The following is a 15,312-nucleotide window of genomic DNA, read 5'->3' as shown; positions in this document are numbered from 1 at the left end:
CAAGCGGTTCAGCCCCAGGGACCACGCCGTGCCGGAGGCATGCCGGGGGTCAGCGCCGGCCCCACCCCGGCCTCGTGCCCCGAGGCGGTGCGGATCAGGGCCCATCCGCCCCAGCCCATCCAGATCGCCAGAATCAGTCCTGCGGCGGCATCGAGGGCGGGTACGCCCAGCAGCACGCCGGCCACCAGCCCCAGCAACAGCACACCCGCGGCCGCCGTCTCGGCGATCGACTGGTCCCGGGCGGCGCCGCGCGTCTCCGGCGCGCCGTCGGCCACCTCCCGCGCCCGCAGGCGGGCCAGCACCAGGGTCAGGCCCAGCACCCCCAGCGCCGCCGTCGGCGCCCACAGTCCGCCGGACAGCCCCTGCGGATGGCCGATCCGCCACAGGCAGATCAGGCCCATGAAGACACCGGCCGCCACCGCCATACTGCCCTTGATGCGGCGCAGCCCGGCCTCGCCCTCCAGCGTCCGGGAGCGCCCGGCCCCGGCGATCAGGGCCAGCGCCATCAGATCGATCAGACTGTCGGTCAGGGCCGTCAGTGCCCCCACCGAGCCCGAGGCCCGCGCGGCAAACACCTTGAGCGCGACTATGCCCATGATCAGTCCCCAGACGGCCCAGCGCGCGGCCGGCGTCGTCGCAGGACCGGAAACGGACGGAGGAGGGGGCGGGGTCATGCCGGGCTTGTCGCTGATCCCGGCGCTCTTGCCAATGGCCCCGATCGGTCCATCGACCGGCGTGTCATGAAATCGTCCCATATCGGCGCTTGATTGAACAACTCGGAGTTTCTGCACGGGGCGGGCATGGACGCAGAACACGGCTGGATCGGGCGCGCCGAGGCGCTGCGGCGTCTGGGGGTCAAGACCCAGACGCTCTATGCCTATGTCAGCCGGGGCCGGATCGCGGCCCGCCCGGACCCCGCCGATCCCCGCCGCAGCCTCTATGCCGAAAGCGACATCGCCCGCCTCGGCGCCGGCGACCGCGACACGACCCCGACGGCCCTGACCCGGGGCGCGGCCGGTCGCGGCGAGGCGGAAATCTTCTCGACCCTGTCCACCCGCATCGACGGACGCCTTTGCTATTCCGGCCTCGACGTGGCCCAGCTGTCGGCCCAGGCCACGCTCGAGGATGTCGCCCGACGCCTGTGGGGCCTGCGCTCGCCCCAGCCGCTGATGGGGCTGAAGCCGCGCGTGGATGCGGTCACCGGCGCCTCCATTCGGCTGCGCACCTTTGCCTGTCTGGCCCGGCGCGCGGCCGAGGACCCGGCCCTGACCGGGCGCGATGCCGCCAGCCTGCGCACCGAAGCCGCCGAAATCCTCAATGAGGTCATTGATGCGGCGGCCGGCTCGGGCCCCCGCCTGCTGTTCCACCAGCGTCTGGCCCGCGGCTGGAAGATGATCGAGCGCGACGCCGATCTGGTGCGCCGGGCTCTGGTTCTGTGTGCGGATGATTTGGCCCGCCCGCCGATGCTGGCGACGCGCGCGACGGCCCAGGCGGGTGCGCCGCTGGCCGGGGCGGCCCTGGCAGGCCTGACCGCCCTGATGGGATCGCCGGTCATGGCCCGCACCCAGTCCGCCTCCACCTGGGTGGTGCAGGCGCGTCGGGATCCGGCCGGGACGATCGCCGCCACCTTCGCGGCGAGCGGCGACCTGCCCGGCTTCATCGACCCGGCCTCTCCGGAGACGGACGAAGCCCGCGCCCGCGCCCTGATCGAGGCCGCGTGCCTGCCCGCCGATCTGGACTCCATCTGGCGCGAAGGCGAGGCGCAAACCGGTCTGGTGCCGGGCCTGCCGCTGGCGCTGGCCCTGCTGGCCCGGCGTCTGGACCTGCCGCGGGACGGGGCCGTCGACCTGTTGTTGCTGGCCCGCGTCGTGGGCCTGATCGGTCATGCGCTGGATCAGGCGATTGGTGGCTCGCCTATTCGCACCCGACTACGCTATGTGGGGCCGACGCCGGGGGCCAACTGATCCGCGCCCGCCGACCGCGCATGCGAACAAGGGGACCTCATGGCCGACTGGCTGCTGGCGATCATCCTGGGCCTGATCGAGGGCCTGACCGAGTTCATCCCCGTCTCCTCTACCGGCCACCTGCTTCTGCTGGGCCACTTCCTCGGCTTCGAAAGCACCGGCAAGACCTTCGAGATCGTCATCCAGCTGGGCGCCCTGCTGGCCATCATCAGCGTCTATTTCAAACGTCTGTGGACGCTGGCGACGCGCTGGCCGTTCGAGGTCGAGGCCCGCCGCTTCCTGATCGGCCTGCTGGTCGCCTTCGCCCCGGCCGTGGTCATCGGCGTCTTCGCCTATGACTTCATCAAACTGGTGCTGTTCGAGACGCCCATGGTGATCTGCGTGGCGCTGATCGTTGGCGGGGTCCTGCTGCTGCTGCTCGACCGGATGAAGAAGGTGCCCGTCTATCTGCAGGCCGACCAGTATCCCCTGCGCGTCTATCTTTTGATCGGCCTGTTCCAGTGCCTGGCCATGATCCCGGGTGTGTCGCGGTCGGGGGCCACTATCGCCGGCGGCCTGCTGCTGGGCACGGACAAGCGCTCGGCGGCCGAGTTCAGCTTCTTCCTCGCCCTGCCGACCATGGGGGCGGCGGTCGCCTATGACCTGCTGCAGAACTGGGAGCGCCTCGACTTCAGCGATGCCGGCCTGATCGCCATCGGCTTCATCACGGCCTTCCTCACCGCGCTGGCGGTGGTCAAGCTGCTGCTCGACTTCGTCTCCCGGCACGGCTTTGCGCCCTTCGCCTGGTGGCGGATCGGGGTCGGCGTGGCCGGGATGATCCTGCTGGGTCTGGGCTTCTAGAAGGCTTCGGCCATCGGCTGTTCGGCGAACTGGCCGCCCCGGCGATAGCGCCACAGATAGTCGGGCACCACGGCCGCCATGCCGGTCGGCTCGATGCCCAGATCCGTCAGGCCGGTGGCGCCCTCGGACACGACATTGTCGGTCTGCATCATCACCACCTGATCGCGGGTCAGCACCGGCGGCAGGCCGACCAGCGTCGTCAGCTGGGCCAGCGAGCCGATCGCCCGCGCGACCGGGAAGGGCAGGGGCAGCAGCATGCGATGACGGCCTGTCTCGTGGGCGATCATCTTCAGCACCTCCTCAAAGGTCACGATCGCCGGACCGCCCAGCTCGACCGTCTGGCCGGCCCAGGCGTCTTCGGTCGCGACGCGCGCCACGGCCTCGGCCACGTCGCCGACGAACACCGGCTGGAAGCGCGACTGCCCGCCCCCGATCAGCGGCAGGGCCGGCGTCAGGCCCGACAGGGCGGCGAACCGGTTGAAGAAGCCGTCCCCCGGACCGAACACGATCGACGGGCGCACGATGGACGCGCCGGGGAAGGCGTCCTTCACGGCCGCCTCGCCCCGGGCCTTGGAGCGCGCATAGGCCGATCCGCTGTCGGCATCGGCGCCGATGGCCGACATCTGCACGAAGTGGCGGGCCCCGGCCTCGCGGGCGGCCTCGGCCACGGTGCGCGCGCCGTCGACATGGATGTGCTCGAAGGCCTTCGAGCCCGGACGCTCGTACAGAATACCGACCAGATTGATGACGATGTCAGCGCCGGCCACGGCGCTCTTCACGGTCGCGGGGTCGGTGATGTCGCCATAGATGGGCATCACCTGCCCGACATCGCCCAGCGGCTTCAGGTCATGGGCCAGATTGGGGTTGCGCACCGCCACCCGGATTCTCAGGCCCCGCCGCGCCAGCGACCGAACGACCTGGGTCCCGACAAAGCCGGAGCCTCCGAACACAGTGACCAGACCCGAACCGGACGGCATCATCAGCCATGCTCCCTGAAAGGCCCTCACCTTCGGGCCACGTGCGTCGGGGGATAGACGATGCGCCCGCGCCGGGCAATGCGGTCGGACGCCCCGGGGTCATTGAAGCGCCCCCGTGCCTGTGCGACACATGTTGCAATGGCGAACAGACCCGACGTCTTCGACGAGATGCACGGCTCCGGCGAGGCCTGTCGGTCCCCGTACAGCGGCTATGCTGACTGGTTTCAACGTCAGGGCGCCCAGAGCCTGCGCAAGAAGTCCCGCGATGCCGAGGTCTTCTTCCGCCGCACCGGCATCACCTTCAACGTGTACGGCCAGCAGGAAGCCGAGGAGCGGCTGATCCCGTTCGACATCGTGCCGCGCATCATCTCGGGCCGCGAGTGGAGCCGGCTGACCCGGGGCATCGAACAGCGGGTGCGCGCCATCAATGCCTTCCTGCACGACATGTATCACCGCCAGGAAATCCTGCGCTCGGGCCGCATCCCGGTCGATGTGATCGCCGCCAACGCCGCCTTCCTGCCCCAGATGATCGGCGTCGAGCCGCCCGGCGGCATCTACACCCATATCGTCGGCATCGACATCGTACGCACCGGCGAGGACGAGTTCTTCGTGCTCGAGGACAACGCCCGCACCCCGTCCGGCGTCTCCTACATGCTGGAAAACCGCGAGACGATGCTGCGGATGTTCCCCGAGCTGTTCTCGCGGGTCGCGGTGCGCGAGGTCAGCAACTATCCCAAGCTGCTCCGCCGGTCGCTGGCGGCCTGCGCGCCGCCGGGATGCTCCGGCTCGCCGGTCGTGGCCGTGCTGACACCCGGCATCCACAACTCGGCCTATTTCGAGCATGCCTTCCTGGCCGACCAGATGGGCGTCGAACTGGTCGAGGGACAGGACCTGCAGCTGGTCGATGGCCGCATCGCCATGCGGACGACCCGCGGCTACACCCCGATCGACGTCCTCTACCGCCGGGTCGACGACGACTTCCTCGATCCGATGAGCTTCAACCCGGACTCCCAGCTGGGCGTGCCGGGGCTGATGGACGTCTATCGCGCGGGCGGCATCACCGTCGCCAATGCGCCCGGCACCGGCATCGCCGACGACAAGGCGATCTACAGCTACATGCCGGACATCATCCAGTTCTACACGGGCGAGAGCGCCATTCTGAAGAATGTGCCGACCTGGCGCTGTGCCGAGCCCGACGCCCTGGCCTATGTGCTCGAACATCTGGACGAGCTGGTGGTCAAGGAAGTGCACGGCTCGGGTGGCTACGGCATGCTGGTGGGTCCGGCGGCCAGCAAGCGCGAGATCTCGGCCTTTGCCGACAAGCTGAAGTCCCGTCCCGGCAACTACATTGCCCAGCCCACCCTGGCGCTGTCGACCGTCCCGGTCTTGACCAAGGCCGGCCTGGCGCCCCGCCACGTCGACCTGCGGCCCTTCGTGCTGGTCTCCCCGGGCAAGATCGAGATCACCCCGGGTGGCCTGACCCGCGTGGCGATGAAGGCCGGCTCCCTGGTGGTCAATTCCAGCCAGGGCGGCGGCACCAAGGACACCTGGGTGCTCGAGGAATGAGGATGGCCAAGGGCACCCTTTCGGCGGAGGACTCCCGCCCATGCTAGGCAAGACCGCCGCCGGCCTGTTCTGGATGTTCCGCTTCCTCGAGCGCAGCGAGAATACCGCGCGACTGGTCGATGCGGGCTTTCGTATCGCCCTGACCCGGTCGGCGGCCGCCGAGGCGGAGTGGGCCTCGATCATCAACACCGCCGGGGTGCGTCAGGGATTCCTCGAACGCTACGAGGCGTTCAACGCGGCCAATGTGATCGACTATCTGCTGCGCGACCGGGACAATCCCTCCAGCGTCATGTCGGTCATCGGCAATGCCCGCACCAATGCCCGCATGGTCCGCACGGCTCTGACGCGCGAGGTGTGGGAGGCCACCAACGAAGGCTGGATGACCATCCGCTACCTGCTCAAGCGCCCGGTCTCGGAAAACGGCCTGCCCGACATCCTGGCCACCATCCGCCGCCAGAACGCCCTGGTCCGCGGTGCCCTGACCGGCACCATGATGCAGAACGACGTCTACAATTTTGCCCATCTGGGCATTTTCATAGAGCGGGCCGACAACACCGCGCGCATCCTCGACGTCAAATATTATGTGCTGCTGCCGTCGGTCTCCTATGTCGGCTCCTCGCTCGACAATGTGCAGTGGGAGACCATCCTGCGCTCGGTGTCGGCCCAGCGCGCCTATCGCTGGCTCAGCGACGGCACCGCCAACCCGCGCCAGATCGCCGACCTGATCATCCTCGACAAGCGCATGCCGCGCTCGCTGGCCTTCTGCGCCGGACAGATTTCGGAGCACCTCGGCTTCCTTGCCCAGGCCTACGGCAAGGAAATGCCCAGCCACGACCTGGCCCGCGCTCATGTGAAGCGGCTGGCCGATCACTCCATCGAGTCGATCTTCGAGTCCGGCCTGCACGGGGTGCTCAGCGACTTCATCGGCCGCAACAACGCCCTCGGCCAGCAGATCGAGCGGGACTACAGGTTCTACGGATGATCCCATGCGCGTGAAGGTCCGGCACAGCACTGAATACACCTATGACCAGGCCGTCAGCCGTGGCCTGCAGAAGATTCGCCTGACGCCCAAGAATTCCGGCGGCCAGACCGTCGTCTCCTGGCACACCGGGGTCGAGGGCGGCACCAAGGAGCTGTCCTATACCGACCAGCACAACAATCTGGTCGAGCTGCTGTCGATCGCGCCCGGCACCCGCACGGTGACCATCGTCTGCGAGGGCGAGGTCGACACCTCGGACACGGCGGGCATCATCGGCCAGCACGGCGGCTATGCCCCGCTGTGGTATTTCCGCCGGTCCACGCCCCAGACCCGCGCCGGCCCCCGCGTGCGCCAGCTGGTGCGCGATCTGGGCAAGGACTTCGACGACGATCCGTCGCGCCTGCACGCCCTGTCGGCCCTGATCCTGGACTCGGTCACCTACAGCACGGGCACGACCGACTTTGCCACCACGGCGGAACAGGCCATCGAGGCCGGGCAGGGGGTCTGTCAGGACCACGCCCACATCCTGATCGCGGCGGCGCGGCTGATGGGCTATCCGGCCCGCTACGTCAGCGGCTACCTGATGATGGATGACCGGGTCGATCAGGACGCCGGCCACGCCTGGGCCGAGGTCCACGTCGACGGCCTGGGCTGGGTCGGGTTCGACGTCTCGAACGGCGTATCGCCCGATCCCCGCTACGTCCGGGTCGCCACCGGCCTCGATTATGGTGAAGCGGCGCCGATCTCGGGTATCGTCTACGGGGGCCGCAATGAGTCGATGGTGGTCCAGCTGCAGGTTCAGCAATAGCCAGGCCATGCCGGGGGCAATGACGATCGAATGACCTATTGCGTGGGCATGCGCCTGAACCGGGGACTGGTGTTCATGTCGGACACCCGCACCAATGCCGGCGTCGACAATGTGGCCACGGTCCGCAAGATGTTCACCTGGCACAAGCCGGGCGAGCGGATGATCACCCTGATGACCGCCGGCAATCTGGCGACGACCCAGTCGGTGGTCAGCATTCTCGACGAACGCACCAAGGTCCCGGCCGAGCGCAATCCCTCCCTGCTGGAGACTCCGACCATGTTCCAGGCCGCCCGCCTGGTCGGCGAGGCCCTGCGGGAGACCATCCAGAACAATGTGCAGAGCGGCCAGTCGGCCGAGGCGATGTTCGGCGCCACCCTGATCCTGGGCGGTCAGATCAAGGGCACACCGCCGCGCCTGTTCCTGATCTATCCGCAGGGCAATTTCATCGAGGCGACCGACGACAATCCCTACTTCCAGATCGGCGAGACCAAGTATGGCCGGCCCATTCTGGTGCGGGGCTATGACCCCGACATGAGCTTTGAACAGGCCGTCAAACTGCTGGTGGTGTCGTTCGACTCGACGCTCAAGGCCAATCTGTCGGTCGGCCTGCCCATCGACTACCAGACCTATACCACCGACACCTGGCAGCCGACCCACGAGCGGCGCATGGAGCGCGACGATCCCTATATGCGGACGATCGCCGAGGAATGGGGCGTGGCACTCCGGGCCGCCTTCCTCTCCCTGCCGGATCCCGTGCTGGAAGACTAGCGCCCGGCCCAATTGGAAAACCCCCCGCCGTGGTCCGGCGAGGGGTTTATGGTGGAGCTAAGCGGAGTCGAACCGCTGACCTCTTGAATGCCATTCAAGCGCTCTACCAACTGAGCTATAGCCCCGAACCTTTGTCCCCGTGCGGGGCCTCCGGTCTGGTCCGCCGGTCCCGGTCAGGGGGCCAGCGAGGCGGCGGAACCTATGTCAGGGCTCGATCCCGATCAAGCCCGATTCCGCCAATTATTTTCACCCTGTGAAAGACGACCTTCGGGGTCAGTCGTCGTCCTTCGACGGCTTGACGATGTCGGCGTCGAAATCGTCGTCGTCGTCCTCGTCATCGTCGATGAAGGCGGCCGAGTCATCGTCGTCGTCATCGTCGAGGACGTCGTCGTCGTCATCGTTCATGCCGGCGTCGTCCTTGGACGAATCCTCATCGTCGTCGTCGTCCGGCGTCAGGATGCGCTCGTGGCCTTCCTGGTCGATTTCCGGCGTGGGAGGCGTATCGTCCTCTTCCTCGTCGTCATCGGAGGCCTTCTTGTCCTTGACCTTGTCCTCGGTGTCGTCCGTATCGTCCTCGGCCTCTTCGGGCTCGGGCACGTCAGCGGGACGACCGCGGCGGTTGCGCAGGCGCAGCGCCTCTTCGGGGTCGAACTCGGTGTCGCACTTGGGGCAGTGCGCCGGGCGGCGGTTCAGGTCGTAGAATTTGGCCTGGCAGTTCGGGCAGACCTGCTTGGCGCCAAGTTCAGCTTTGCTCACGGATCGTGACCTTCGCGACGGGTGGATTTCGGGCGGCTCCCTTGCCACCCGAATGGCCCGCTGTCAAAAGCGATCTTCGCCTCTGGCCCTGTTTTCCCGCACGATCGAAAGGCCGTCCGTGGCCGCCGCCGCCTTCCTGACCGCCCGTCCGGCCTCGCGCCTGGCCGGTACCGTGACCGCTCCCGGTGACAAATCCGTCTCCCACCGCGCCCTGATCCTGGGCGGGATGGCGCAGGGCGTGACCGACATCGAGGGCCTGCTCGAGGGCGAGGACATCCTCGCCACCGCCCGGGCCGTCGCGGCCTTCGGGGCCGAGGTGGAGCGCCTCGGGCCGGGCCGCTGGCGCGTCACCGGCCATGGCGGCTTTCGTCAGCCGGAGGGCGTCATCGACTGCGGCAATGCCGGCACCGGGGTGCGCCTGCTGATGGGGGCGGCCGCCGGCTATCCGATCATCGTGACCTTTGATGGCGATGTGTCTCTGCGCAAACGTCCGATGAAGCGCGTCACCACCCCGCTCGGCGAGATGGGCGCGCGGTTCGAGTGGTCGGGCGAAGAAGATCGTCTGCCGCTTCGCCTGACCGGCGGCGACCTGCGGGGGCTGTCCTTCACCCAGTCGGTCGCCTCGGCCCAGGTCAAGTCCGCCCTGCTGCTGGCCGGGCTGAACGCCCGGGGCCTCACCGAAGTCATCGAGCCCGAGCGCAGTCGCGACCACACCGAGCGCATGCTCCGCGCCTTCGGGGCCGAGGTTCAGGTCACGGAGCAGGGGGCCGGCTGGCGTATCCGTCTCGAGGGCGGGCAAGGGCTCACCGGCACCCCCGTCGCCGTTCCGGGCGATCCGTCGTCTGCGGCCTTCCCGCTGGCGGCCGGCCTGATCGTGCCGGGTTCGGAGGTCACGGTCGAAAACGTCATGCTCAACCCGCTGCGGACCGGCCTGTTCGACACCTGGCGCGAGATGGGCGCGGACCTGACCGTCTCGAACCGGCGGGAAAGCGGGGGCGAGATCGTCGGCGACATCACGGCCCGCCATTCCGCGCTCAAGGGGGTGGTCGTGCCCGAGGCCCGCGCGGCCTCGATGATCGACGAATATCCGATCCTGGCCGCCACGGCCGCCCTTGCCTCGGGCCGGACGGTCATGCGGGGCATCGGCGAGATGCGCGTCAAGGAGAGCGACCGCATCGCCCTGATGGCGCGGGGTCTTGCCGCCTGCGGGGTTGCGATTGAGGAAGAGCCCGAGGGCCTGATCGTCACTGGTGGTCCCGTGGCGGGCGGGTCCACCGTCGAGACCGCCCACGATCACCGCATCGCCATGAGCCATCTGGTGCTGGGCCTCGCCGCCCGTGCGCCGGTCAGCGTCCGCGACCCCGAAATGATCGCCACCAGCTTTCCGGGGTTCGTCGCCTTGATGCAGGGGCTGGGCGCCGATATCGAGGCGGGATGACGACCCCCCTCATCATCGCCGTCGACGGGCCGGCCGCGTCGGGCAAGGGCACCATCGCCCAGCGGCTGGCGCAGCACTATGGCCTGCCGCATCTGGATACCGGACTGCTGTATCGCGCGGTGGGGCTGGGCGTGCTGGACCGCGGCGGGGATTTCGGTGATGCGGACCTTGCCGAACAGGTCGCCCGCGCGCTCGAGCCGGAGGACCTGTTCGACACCACCCGCCTGACCGATCGCGGGGCGGGCGAGGCCGCCAGCCGGGTGGCGGGACACACCGGGGTGCGCGCGGCCCTGCTGGACCTCCAGACCCGTTTCGCGCGCCAGCCGGGCGGCGCCGTGCTGGACGGGCGCGACATCGGCACGGTCATCGTGCCCGACGCTCCGGTCAAACTGTTCGTCACCGCCAGCCCCGAGGTCCGCGCCCGCCGTCGCTGGCTGCAACTGACCGCCCGCGGCGAGACCCTGTCGTTCGAGGACATGCTGGCCGATATCGTCCGCCGCGATGCCCGTGACGCCGGTCGCGGGGCCGCGCCCATGGTCCAGGCGGCCGACGCGGCCTTGCTGGATACGACCGATATGGATATAGAGGCCGCCTTCGATGCGGCCCGCCGTATCGTCGAGACATCGCGAGCGCGCTGACCGGCGGGCAAATCCAACGCGATGATCCTCGGCCACCGCGGGCGTTCGGGCAGCCCTGTCGCCGCCCCGGATCGACCTTCTACCCAAACTGAACCGACGTCCGCGAGGACTCCGTCCGGAGCCGCGCGGCCTACCTCTTTCTCCAACCCCAGAGTTTCATGACCGACACCCTCACCCCTACCCGCGACGATTTCGCCGCTCTTCTCGACGAGACCCTGCAGGGTCGTGACCTTGGCGAAGGCCAGGTCGTCCACGGCCGCGTCGTCGGCGTGGAAAAGGACATCATCATCATCGACGTCGGTCTGAAGACCGAAGGCCGTATCTCCGCCCGTGAATTCGGTCAGGGCGAAGGCGCCTCGATCCCGAAGGTCGGCGATGACGTCGAAGTCTATCTCGAGCGCGTCGAGAACGCCCTGGGTGAGGCCGTCATCAGCCGCGACAAGGCTCGCCGCGAGGAAGCCTGGACCCGTCTGGAAGCCGTCTTCGCCGAAGAGCAGCCGGTCATGGGCGCCATCGTCGGCCGCGTGAAGGGTGGCTTCACGGTCGATCTGGGCGGTGCCTCGGCCTTCCTGCCGGGCTCGCAGGTCGACATCCGTCCGGTCCGCGACGTCGGCCCGCTGATGGGCAAGGAACAGCCCTTCGCCATCCTCAAGATGGACCGTCCGCGCGGCAACATCGTCGTCTCGCGTCGCGCCATCCTGGAAGAAGCCCGCGCCGAGCAGCGCACCGAACTGGTCGGCCAGCTGGCCGAGGGTGAAGTCCGCGAAGGCGTCGTCAAGAACATCACCGACTACGGTGCGTTCGTGGATCTGGGCGGCATCGACGGCCTGCTGCACGTCACCGACATGTCGTGGAAGCGCGTCTCGCACCCGTCGCAGGTGCTGGCCGTCGGCGACACCGTCAAGGTGCAGATCGTCAAGATCAACCCGGACACCCAGCGCATCAGCCTGGGCATGAAGCAGCTCCAGGCCGATCCGTGGGACGGCGTGGAAGCCAAGTATCCGGTCGGCGCCAAGATGACCGGTCGCATCACCAACATCACCGACTACGGCGCCTTCGTGGAGCTGGAAGCCGGTGTCGAGGGCCTGGTCCACGTCTCGGAAATGAGCTGGACCAAGAAGAACGTCCACCCCGGCAAGATCGTCTCCACCTCGCAGGAAGTAGATGTGGTCGTGCTGGACGTCGACTCGGCCAAGCGCCGCATCTCGCTGGGTCTGAAGCAGGCCCAGGACAATCCGTGGGATGCCTTCGTCGCCAACCACCCGATCGGCTCGACCGTCGAGGGCGAGGTCAAGAACGCCACCGAATTCGGTCTGTTCATCGGCCTGGACAACGACATCGACGGCATGGTCCACCTGTCGGACCTCGACTGGAACGTCTCGGGCGAGGAAGCCATCCAGCGCTACCGCAAGGGCGAGATGGTCAAGGCCAAGGTGCTGGACGTCGACGTCGAGAAGGAACGCGTCTCGCTCGGCATCAAGCAGCTGGGCGGCGATCCGATCGGCGACGGCGACACCTTCCGGAAGGGTCAGCAGATCACCGTCACCGTGACCGCCATCGAGACCGGCGGCATCGAGGTCAAGTTCGGCGAGGATGAAGCTCCGGTCACCGCCTTCATCCGCAAGTCGGACCTGTCGCGCGACCGCGCCGAACAGCGCCCCGAGCGCTTCGCCGTCGGCGATCGCGTCGACGCCATGATCACCGGCATCGACAAGGCCTCGCGCCGCGTCTCCGTCTCGGTCAAGGCGCTCGAGATGAAGGACGAACAGGAAGCCATCGAACAGTTCGGGTCCTCGGACTCGGGCGCTTCGCTCGGCGACATCCTGGGTGCGGCCCTGCGCGAAAAGGGCGCCGCCAAGGAGTAAAAGCATCGATTTCGATGCAAATCGGGGCGGTCGGAGCGGTCCGGCCGCCCTTTTTTGCGGTTCGAGACCGCAATTTGTGTCCGGAAGCGTACATTACGGCTGTTAATGATGCTTAATGTCCGTCTTTCCCCTTTATTCCCTCACCGCGCGAGGTCTAGGGTGGACGCCGTCGCCGGGGGGCCGGTAAGGCAGGGGCGACATGGGGCGCACCGGTGTACGCCTCCGTCGCACGGGAAGGGGCTGGAATGATCAAGTCCGAACTGATCGACAAGCTGGCGGCCGAGAATCCGCACCTCACCCAGGCTGAGGTCGAGCGCCTGGTCAATGTCATCCTCGGCCAGATGGTCGAGACCCTGTCCGAAGGCGGACGGGTGGAAATCCGCGGCTTCGGCGCCTTTTCCGTGCGCCATCGTCCCGCGCGCCAGGGCCGCAATCCGCGGACCGGCGAAACCGTCGATGTGCCCGCCAAGGCCGTGCCCTTCTTCAAGAGCGGCAAGGAATTGCGCGAGCGGCTGAACGCCTCCGACTGAGCCGGCCATGGCGCCCGACTGGCGGATCGTTCCGGCCGATTTCGAGGATGCCCGGCTGCGGGCCCTTCTGGCCCTGCACCTTGAGGGCATGCACCGCTACACGCCTGCCTGTGGCGTCCACGCCCTCGACCTGACCGGTCTGCAGGCACCCGGCGTCACCCTGTACACCCTGTGGGACGGTGAGGCTCTGCTCGGCATGGGCGCCCTGCGCCTGCATCCCGACGGCGTGGGCGAGATCAAGTCCATGCGCACCCATCCCGACCATCTGGGCCGGGGCGTGGGCCGCACCCTGCTGGAGCATCTGATCGCCGAGGCCCGCGCGGCTGGCTGTCGCCGGATCAGCCTCGAGACCGGCTCGGGCCCCGCGTTCGAGGCTGCCCTGAACCTTTACGCCGCCCGGGGATTCCTCAAGGGTGAGCCGTTCGGGGGCTATACGCCCAGCGACTTCAACCACTTCTACCATCTGGATCTGCAGGCGGCCTGAGCGCCCGGTCGCGATCCCAAACGGAGGGCACCCATGGGCCTGTTTCAGGAATTCCGCGAGTTCGCCGTGCGCGGCAATGTCGTCGATCTGGCCGTCGGCGTCATCATCGGCGCGGCCTTCAACGGCATCGTCAAAAGCCTGGTCGACCAGATCATCATGCCGCCCATCGGCCTGCTGACCGGCGGCGTGGACTTCGCCGAGCTCCAATGGGTGCTCCGTCCCGAAGACCCCTCGACCGAGGCCGTCGAACAGGTCGCCATCCAGTACGGCGCCTTCGCCAACACCCTCGTCCAGTTCCTGATCGTCGCCTTCGTCGTCTTCCTGCTGGTCAAGGGCATCAACAATATGCGCCGCAAACAGGCCGAGGATCCCCAGCCGGCCGCCCCGCCCGCCCCGACGCCCAGCGAGGCCCTGCTGACCGAGATCCGGGACCTGCTGAAGTCGAAGGCCTAGGGCGCGGGCCTCAGACAGAAGCCATAGTCCCCGTCGTAGGGCGTGGGCTGCCACAGGTCGGGGTCCGGCGCGCCCGCCTCGAACCGGGCATGGGCGTGGCCCCAGCCGCCTTCGCGCCGCGCCCGTTCGGCCCACGGTCCCAGCCGGGCCCGCAGCCGGGGGCTGACCAGATGCAGCCGCAGCTTGGCGGCATCCAGCCGCCGGGCCGCCGTCATCAGGCCGGTCATCAGCTGGTCGATGGCCTCCGGCGCGTGCTCCAGCGCCACCAGATCCACGATCTCAAGCACCGGCGGGTCGATCACACTGGGCTTGGCCAGTTCGGCCCAGGCATGGCCGACGAGGGTGTCCCCCTCCATGACCGCCAGCAGCACCGGCGGGCGCACCCGGTCCGGATCGCCCAGCCGGTGGCGCATCACCTCTGCCGACCGGTCGGCGACCAGACCGCCTTCATCGACCAGCGCCTGCCAATAGGCGTCCCAGTCCCCAGGCAGGTCCGCCGACATCAGGGCGACCCCGGCCGGCATTTCCTCCTGCCGGACCGGGCGGGGCCTCGGCGTCAGCGGTTCGGGAATCCGCTTCAGCACCTCGGCCAGCAGGGCCGGCTGCCGGTGATCCATCTCGCGCAGCGCCCGGCTCACCCCGCGGGGCCAGCGTTTCAGGGGCCAGGCCAGCTTCAGATCGTGGGTCGCATCCGGCCAGGGCACCAGCCGGTGTCGCCTGTACAGCGGTGCCGCCCGCGCATTGGCGTTGAAGGTGTAGAAGCCGGCCATGCCCGTCTGACCCATCAGCGTCCGGATCAGCTGTGGCGCCATGCCCCGGCCTCCGGGGCTGACGATGATCGAATGGCCAGTCGCGGCATGAAGCGTTCGCTCCCCGTGCCGGAAGGTCTGGATGAAGTTACCCAGACAGGCCACGGGCCGTCCCGCCTCGTCCTCGGCCAGCCAGCCCAGCGGCGCATCCAGTCGCGTTCGCGCCGGGTCCCGCGCCAGCCACCGCCACCCGGCCGCCGACCGCTCCGGCCAGCCGACGGACCGGTGCAGGGCCGCCAGGGCTTCGGCGTCGTCCGGTGTGAAGGCACGAATGGGCATGCGGCGGTGGGGTCCTCCCTGGCGCCATCCTCCCGAAAAACCCTCTACAATCCGTGAGGCCTTCTGAACCGGTTCACGGAACACTGTCCTGTCAGACTCCGTCAGGCCCGGCGGTGACCGCCGTCCGCTAATGTCCCGCCACCACTGGAGGGACACCC

At 68.4% G+C, this 15,312-nt stretch carries 16 protein-coding genes and 1 tRNA gene; 12 read left to right on the top strand and 5 right to left on the bottom strand.

The annotated features are described in order from the left end of the window. Window positions 1-8 precede the first annotated feature (8 nt). Window positions 9-755: a hypothetical protein gene (locus tag J7346_RS01605; RefSeq protein ID WP_209117073.1), complete on the bottom strand. Its 747-nt coding sequence runs from the start codon at window positions 753-755 to the stop codon at window positions 9-11. A 45-nt stretch (window positions 756-800) separates the two neighbouring features. Between J7346_RS01605 and J7346_RS01600 the strand changes: the two genes are divergently transcribed. Next, a complete protein-coding gene (locus tag J7346_RS01600) occupies window positions 801-1,964 on the top strand; it encodes a citrate/2-methylcitrate synthase (RefSeq protein WP_209117071.1) in 1,164 nt (387 codons plus the stop codon). 39 nt (window positions 1,965-2,003) lie between these two features. Next, window positions 2,004-2,804, top strand: coding sequence for an undecaprenyl-diphosphate phosphatase (locus tag J7346_RS01595; RefSeq protein ID WP_209117069.1), 801 nt, complete (start codon window positions 2,004-2,006; stop codon window positions 2,802-2,804). On the opposite strand, the gene J7346_RS01590 is transcribed toward J7346_RS01595, so the two are convergent. Continuing rightward, on the bottom strand, window positions 2,801-3,784 hold the full coding sequence (locus J7346_RS01590) for a complex I NDUFA9 subunit family protein (RefSeq protein WP_245157545.1): 984 nt from the start codon (window positions 3,782-3,784) through the stop codon (window positions 2,801-2,803). The genes J7346_RS01595 and J7346_RS01590 overlap by 4 nt on opposite strands. Window positions 3,785-3,919: 135 nt before the next feature. Here J7346_RS01590 and J7346_RS01585 point away from each other — a divergent pair, with 135 nt between their 5' ends. Genes J7346_RS01585 through J7346_RS01570 form a run of 4 tightly spaced genes read left to right on the top strand, consistent with a single transcriptional unit; the run spans window position 3,920 to window position 7,902 of the window. Continuing rightward, the gene (locus tag J7346_RS01585) at window positions 3,920-5,347 is read left to right on the top strand and encodes a circularly permuted type 2 ATP-grasp protein (protein ID WP_226635207.1); all 1,428 of its coding nucleotides are present in this window, start codon (window positions 3,920-3,922) and stop codon (window positions 5,345-5,347) included. 40 nt (window positions 5,348-5,387) lie between these two features. Beyond that, on the top strand, window positions 5,388-6,329 hold the full coding sequence (locus J7346_RS01580) for an alpha-E domain-containing protein (RefSeq protein WP_209117067.1): 942 nt from the start codon (window positions 5,388-5,390) through the stop codon (window positions 6,327-6,329). A 4-nt stretch (window positions 6,330-6,333) separates the two neighbouring features. After that, window positions 6,334-7,134 carry a transglutaminase family protein gene (locus J7346_RS01575; RefSeq protein WP_209117066.1) on the top strand — a complete coding sequence of 267 codons (801 nt, stop codon included), beginning with the start codon at window positions 6,334-6,336 and terminating at the stop codon, window positions 7,132-7,134. A gap of 30 nt (window positions 7,135-7,164) precedes the next feature. Then, on the top strand, window positions 7,165-7,902 hold the full coding sequence (locus J7346_RS01570; protein ID WP_209117064.1) for a proteasome-type protease: 738 nt from the start codon (window positions 7,165-7,167) through the stop codon (window positions 7,900-7,902). 49 nt (window positions 7,903-7,951) lie between these two features. Here J7346_RS01570 and J7346_RS01565 read toward each other — a convergent pair. Both J7346_RS01565 and J7346_RS01560 read right to left on the bottom strand, forming a co-directional pair. Next, window positions 7,952-8,027: transfer RNA gene (locus J7346_RS01565), tRNA-Ala, on the bottom strand. Window positions 8,028-8,175: 148 nt separating this feature from the next. Continuing rightward, a complete protein-coding gene (locus J7346_RS01560; protein ID WP_209117062.1) occupies window positions 8,176-8,658 on the bottom strand; it encodes a TIGR02300 family protein in 483 nt (160 codons plus the stop codon). Window positions 8,659-8,794: 136 nt separating this feature from the next. Between J7346_RS01560 and aroA the strand changes: the two genes are divergently transcribed. From aroA to mscL, 6 genes are all read left to right on the top strand, one after another. After that, on the top strand, window positions 8,795-10,096 hold the full coding sequence (aroA, locus tag J7346_RS01555) for a 3-phosphoshikimate 1-carboxyvinyltransferase (RefSeq protein ID WP_245157576.1): 1,302 nt from the start codon (window positions 8,795-8,797) through the stop codon (window positions 10,094-10,096). Next, window positions 10,093-10,734 carry a (d)CMP kinase gene (cmk, locus tag J7346_RS01550; protein WP_209117058.1) on the top strand — a complete coding sequence of 214 codons (642 nt, stop codon included), beginning with the start codon at window positions 10,093-10,095 and terminating at the stop codon, window positions 10,732-10,734. The genes aroA and cmk overlap by 4 nt, the downstream gene beginning before the upstream one ends. A gap of 158 nt (window positions 10,735-10,892) precedes the next feature. Next, window positions 10,893-12,599: a 30S ribosomal protein S1 gene (rpsA, locus tag J7346_RS01545; protein ID WP_209117056.1), complete on the top strand. Its 1,707-nt coding sequence runs from the start codon at window positions 10,893-10,895 to the stop codon at window positions 12,597-12,599. Window positions 12,600-12,844: 245 nt separating this feature from the next. Next, the gene (locus J7346_RS01540; RefSeq protein WP_209117054.1) at window positions 12,845-13,129 is read left to right on the top strand and encodes an integration host factor subunit beta; all 285 of its coding nucleotides are present in this window, start codon (window positions 12,845-12,847) and stop codon (window positions 13,127-13,129) included. A 7-nt stretch (window positions 13,130-13,136) separates the two neighbouring features. Then, a complete protein-coding gene (locus tag J7346_RS01535) occupies window positions 13,137-13,613 on the top strand; it encodes a GNAT family N-acetyltransferase (RefSeq protein ID WP_209117052.1) in 477 nt (158 codons plus the stop codon). Between the two features lie 33 nt (window positions 13,614-13,646). Beyond that, a complete protein-coding gene (gene mscL, locus J7346_RS01530; RefSeq protein ID WP_209117050.1) occupies window positions 13,647-14,066 on the top strand; it encodes a large-conductance mechanosensitive channel protein MscL in 420 nt (139 codons plus the stop codon). Here the strand turns inward: mscL and J7346_RS01525 are convergent. Continuing rightward, window positions 14,063-15,154 (bottom strand): N-acetyltransferase, encoded by a 1,092-nt coding sequence (locus J7346_RS01525; RefSeq protein ID WP_209117048.1) that lies wholly within the window; start codon window positions 15,152-15,154, stop codon window positions 14,063-14,065. The genes mscL and J7346_RS01525 overlap by 4 nt on opposite strands. Between the last annotated feature and the right edge of the window lie 158 nt (window positions 15,155-15,312).

The organism is Brevundimonas sp. A19_0 (assembly GCF_017744255.1).
Taxonomy (GTDB): Bacteria; Pseudomonadota; Alphaproteobacteria; order Caulobacterales; family Caulobacteraceae; genus Brevundimonas.
The sequence above is the reverse complement of the archived record's forward strand: the minus strand, read 5'-3'. Positions and strand labels throughout refer to the sequence as shown.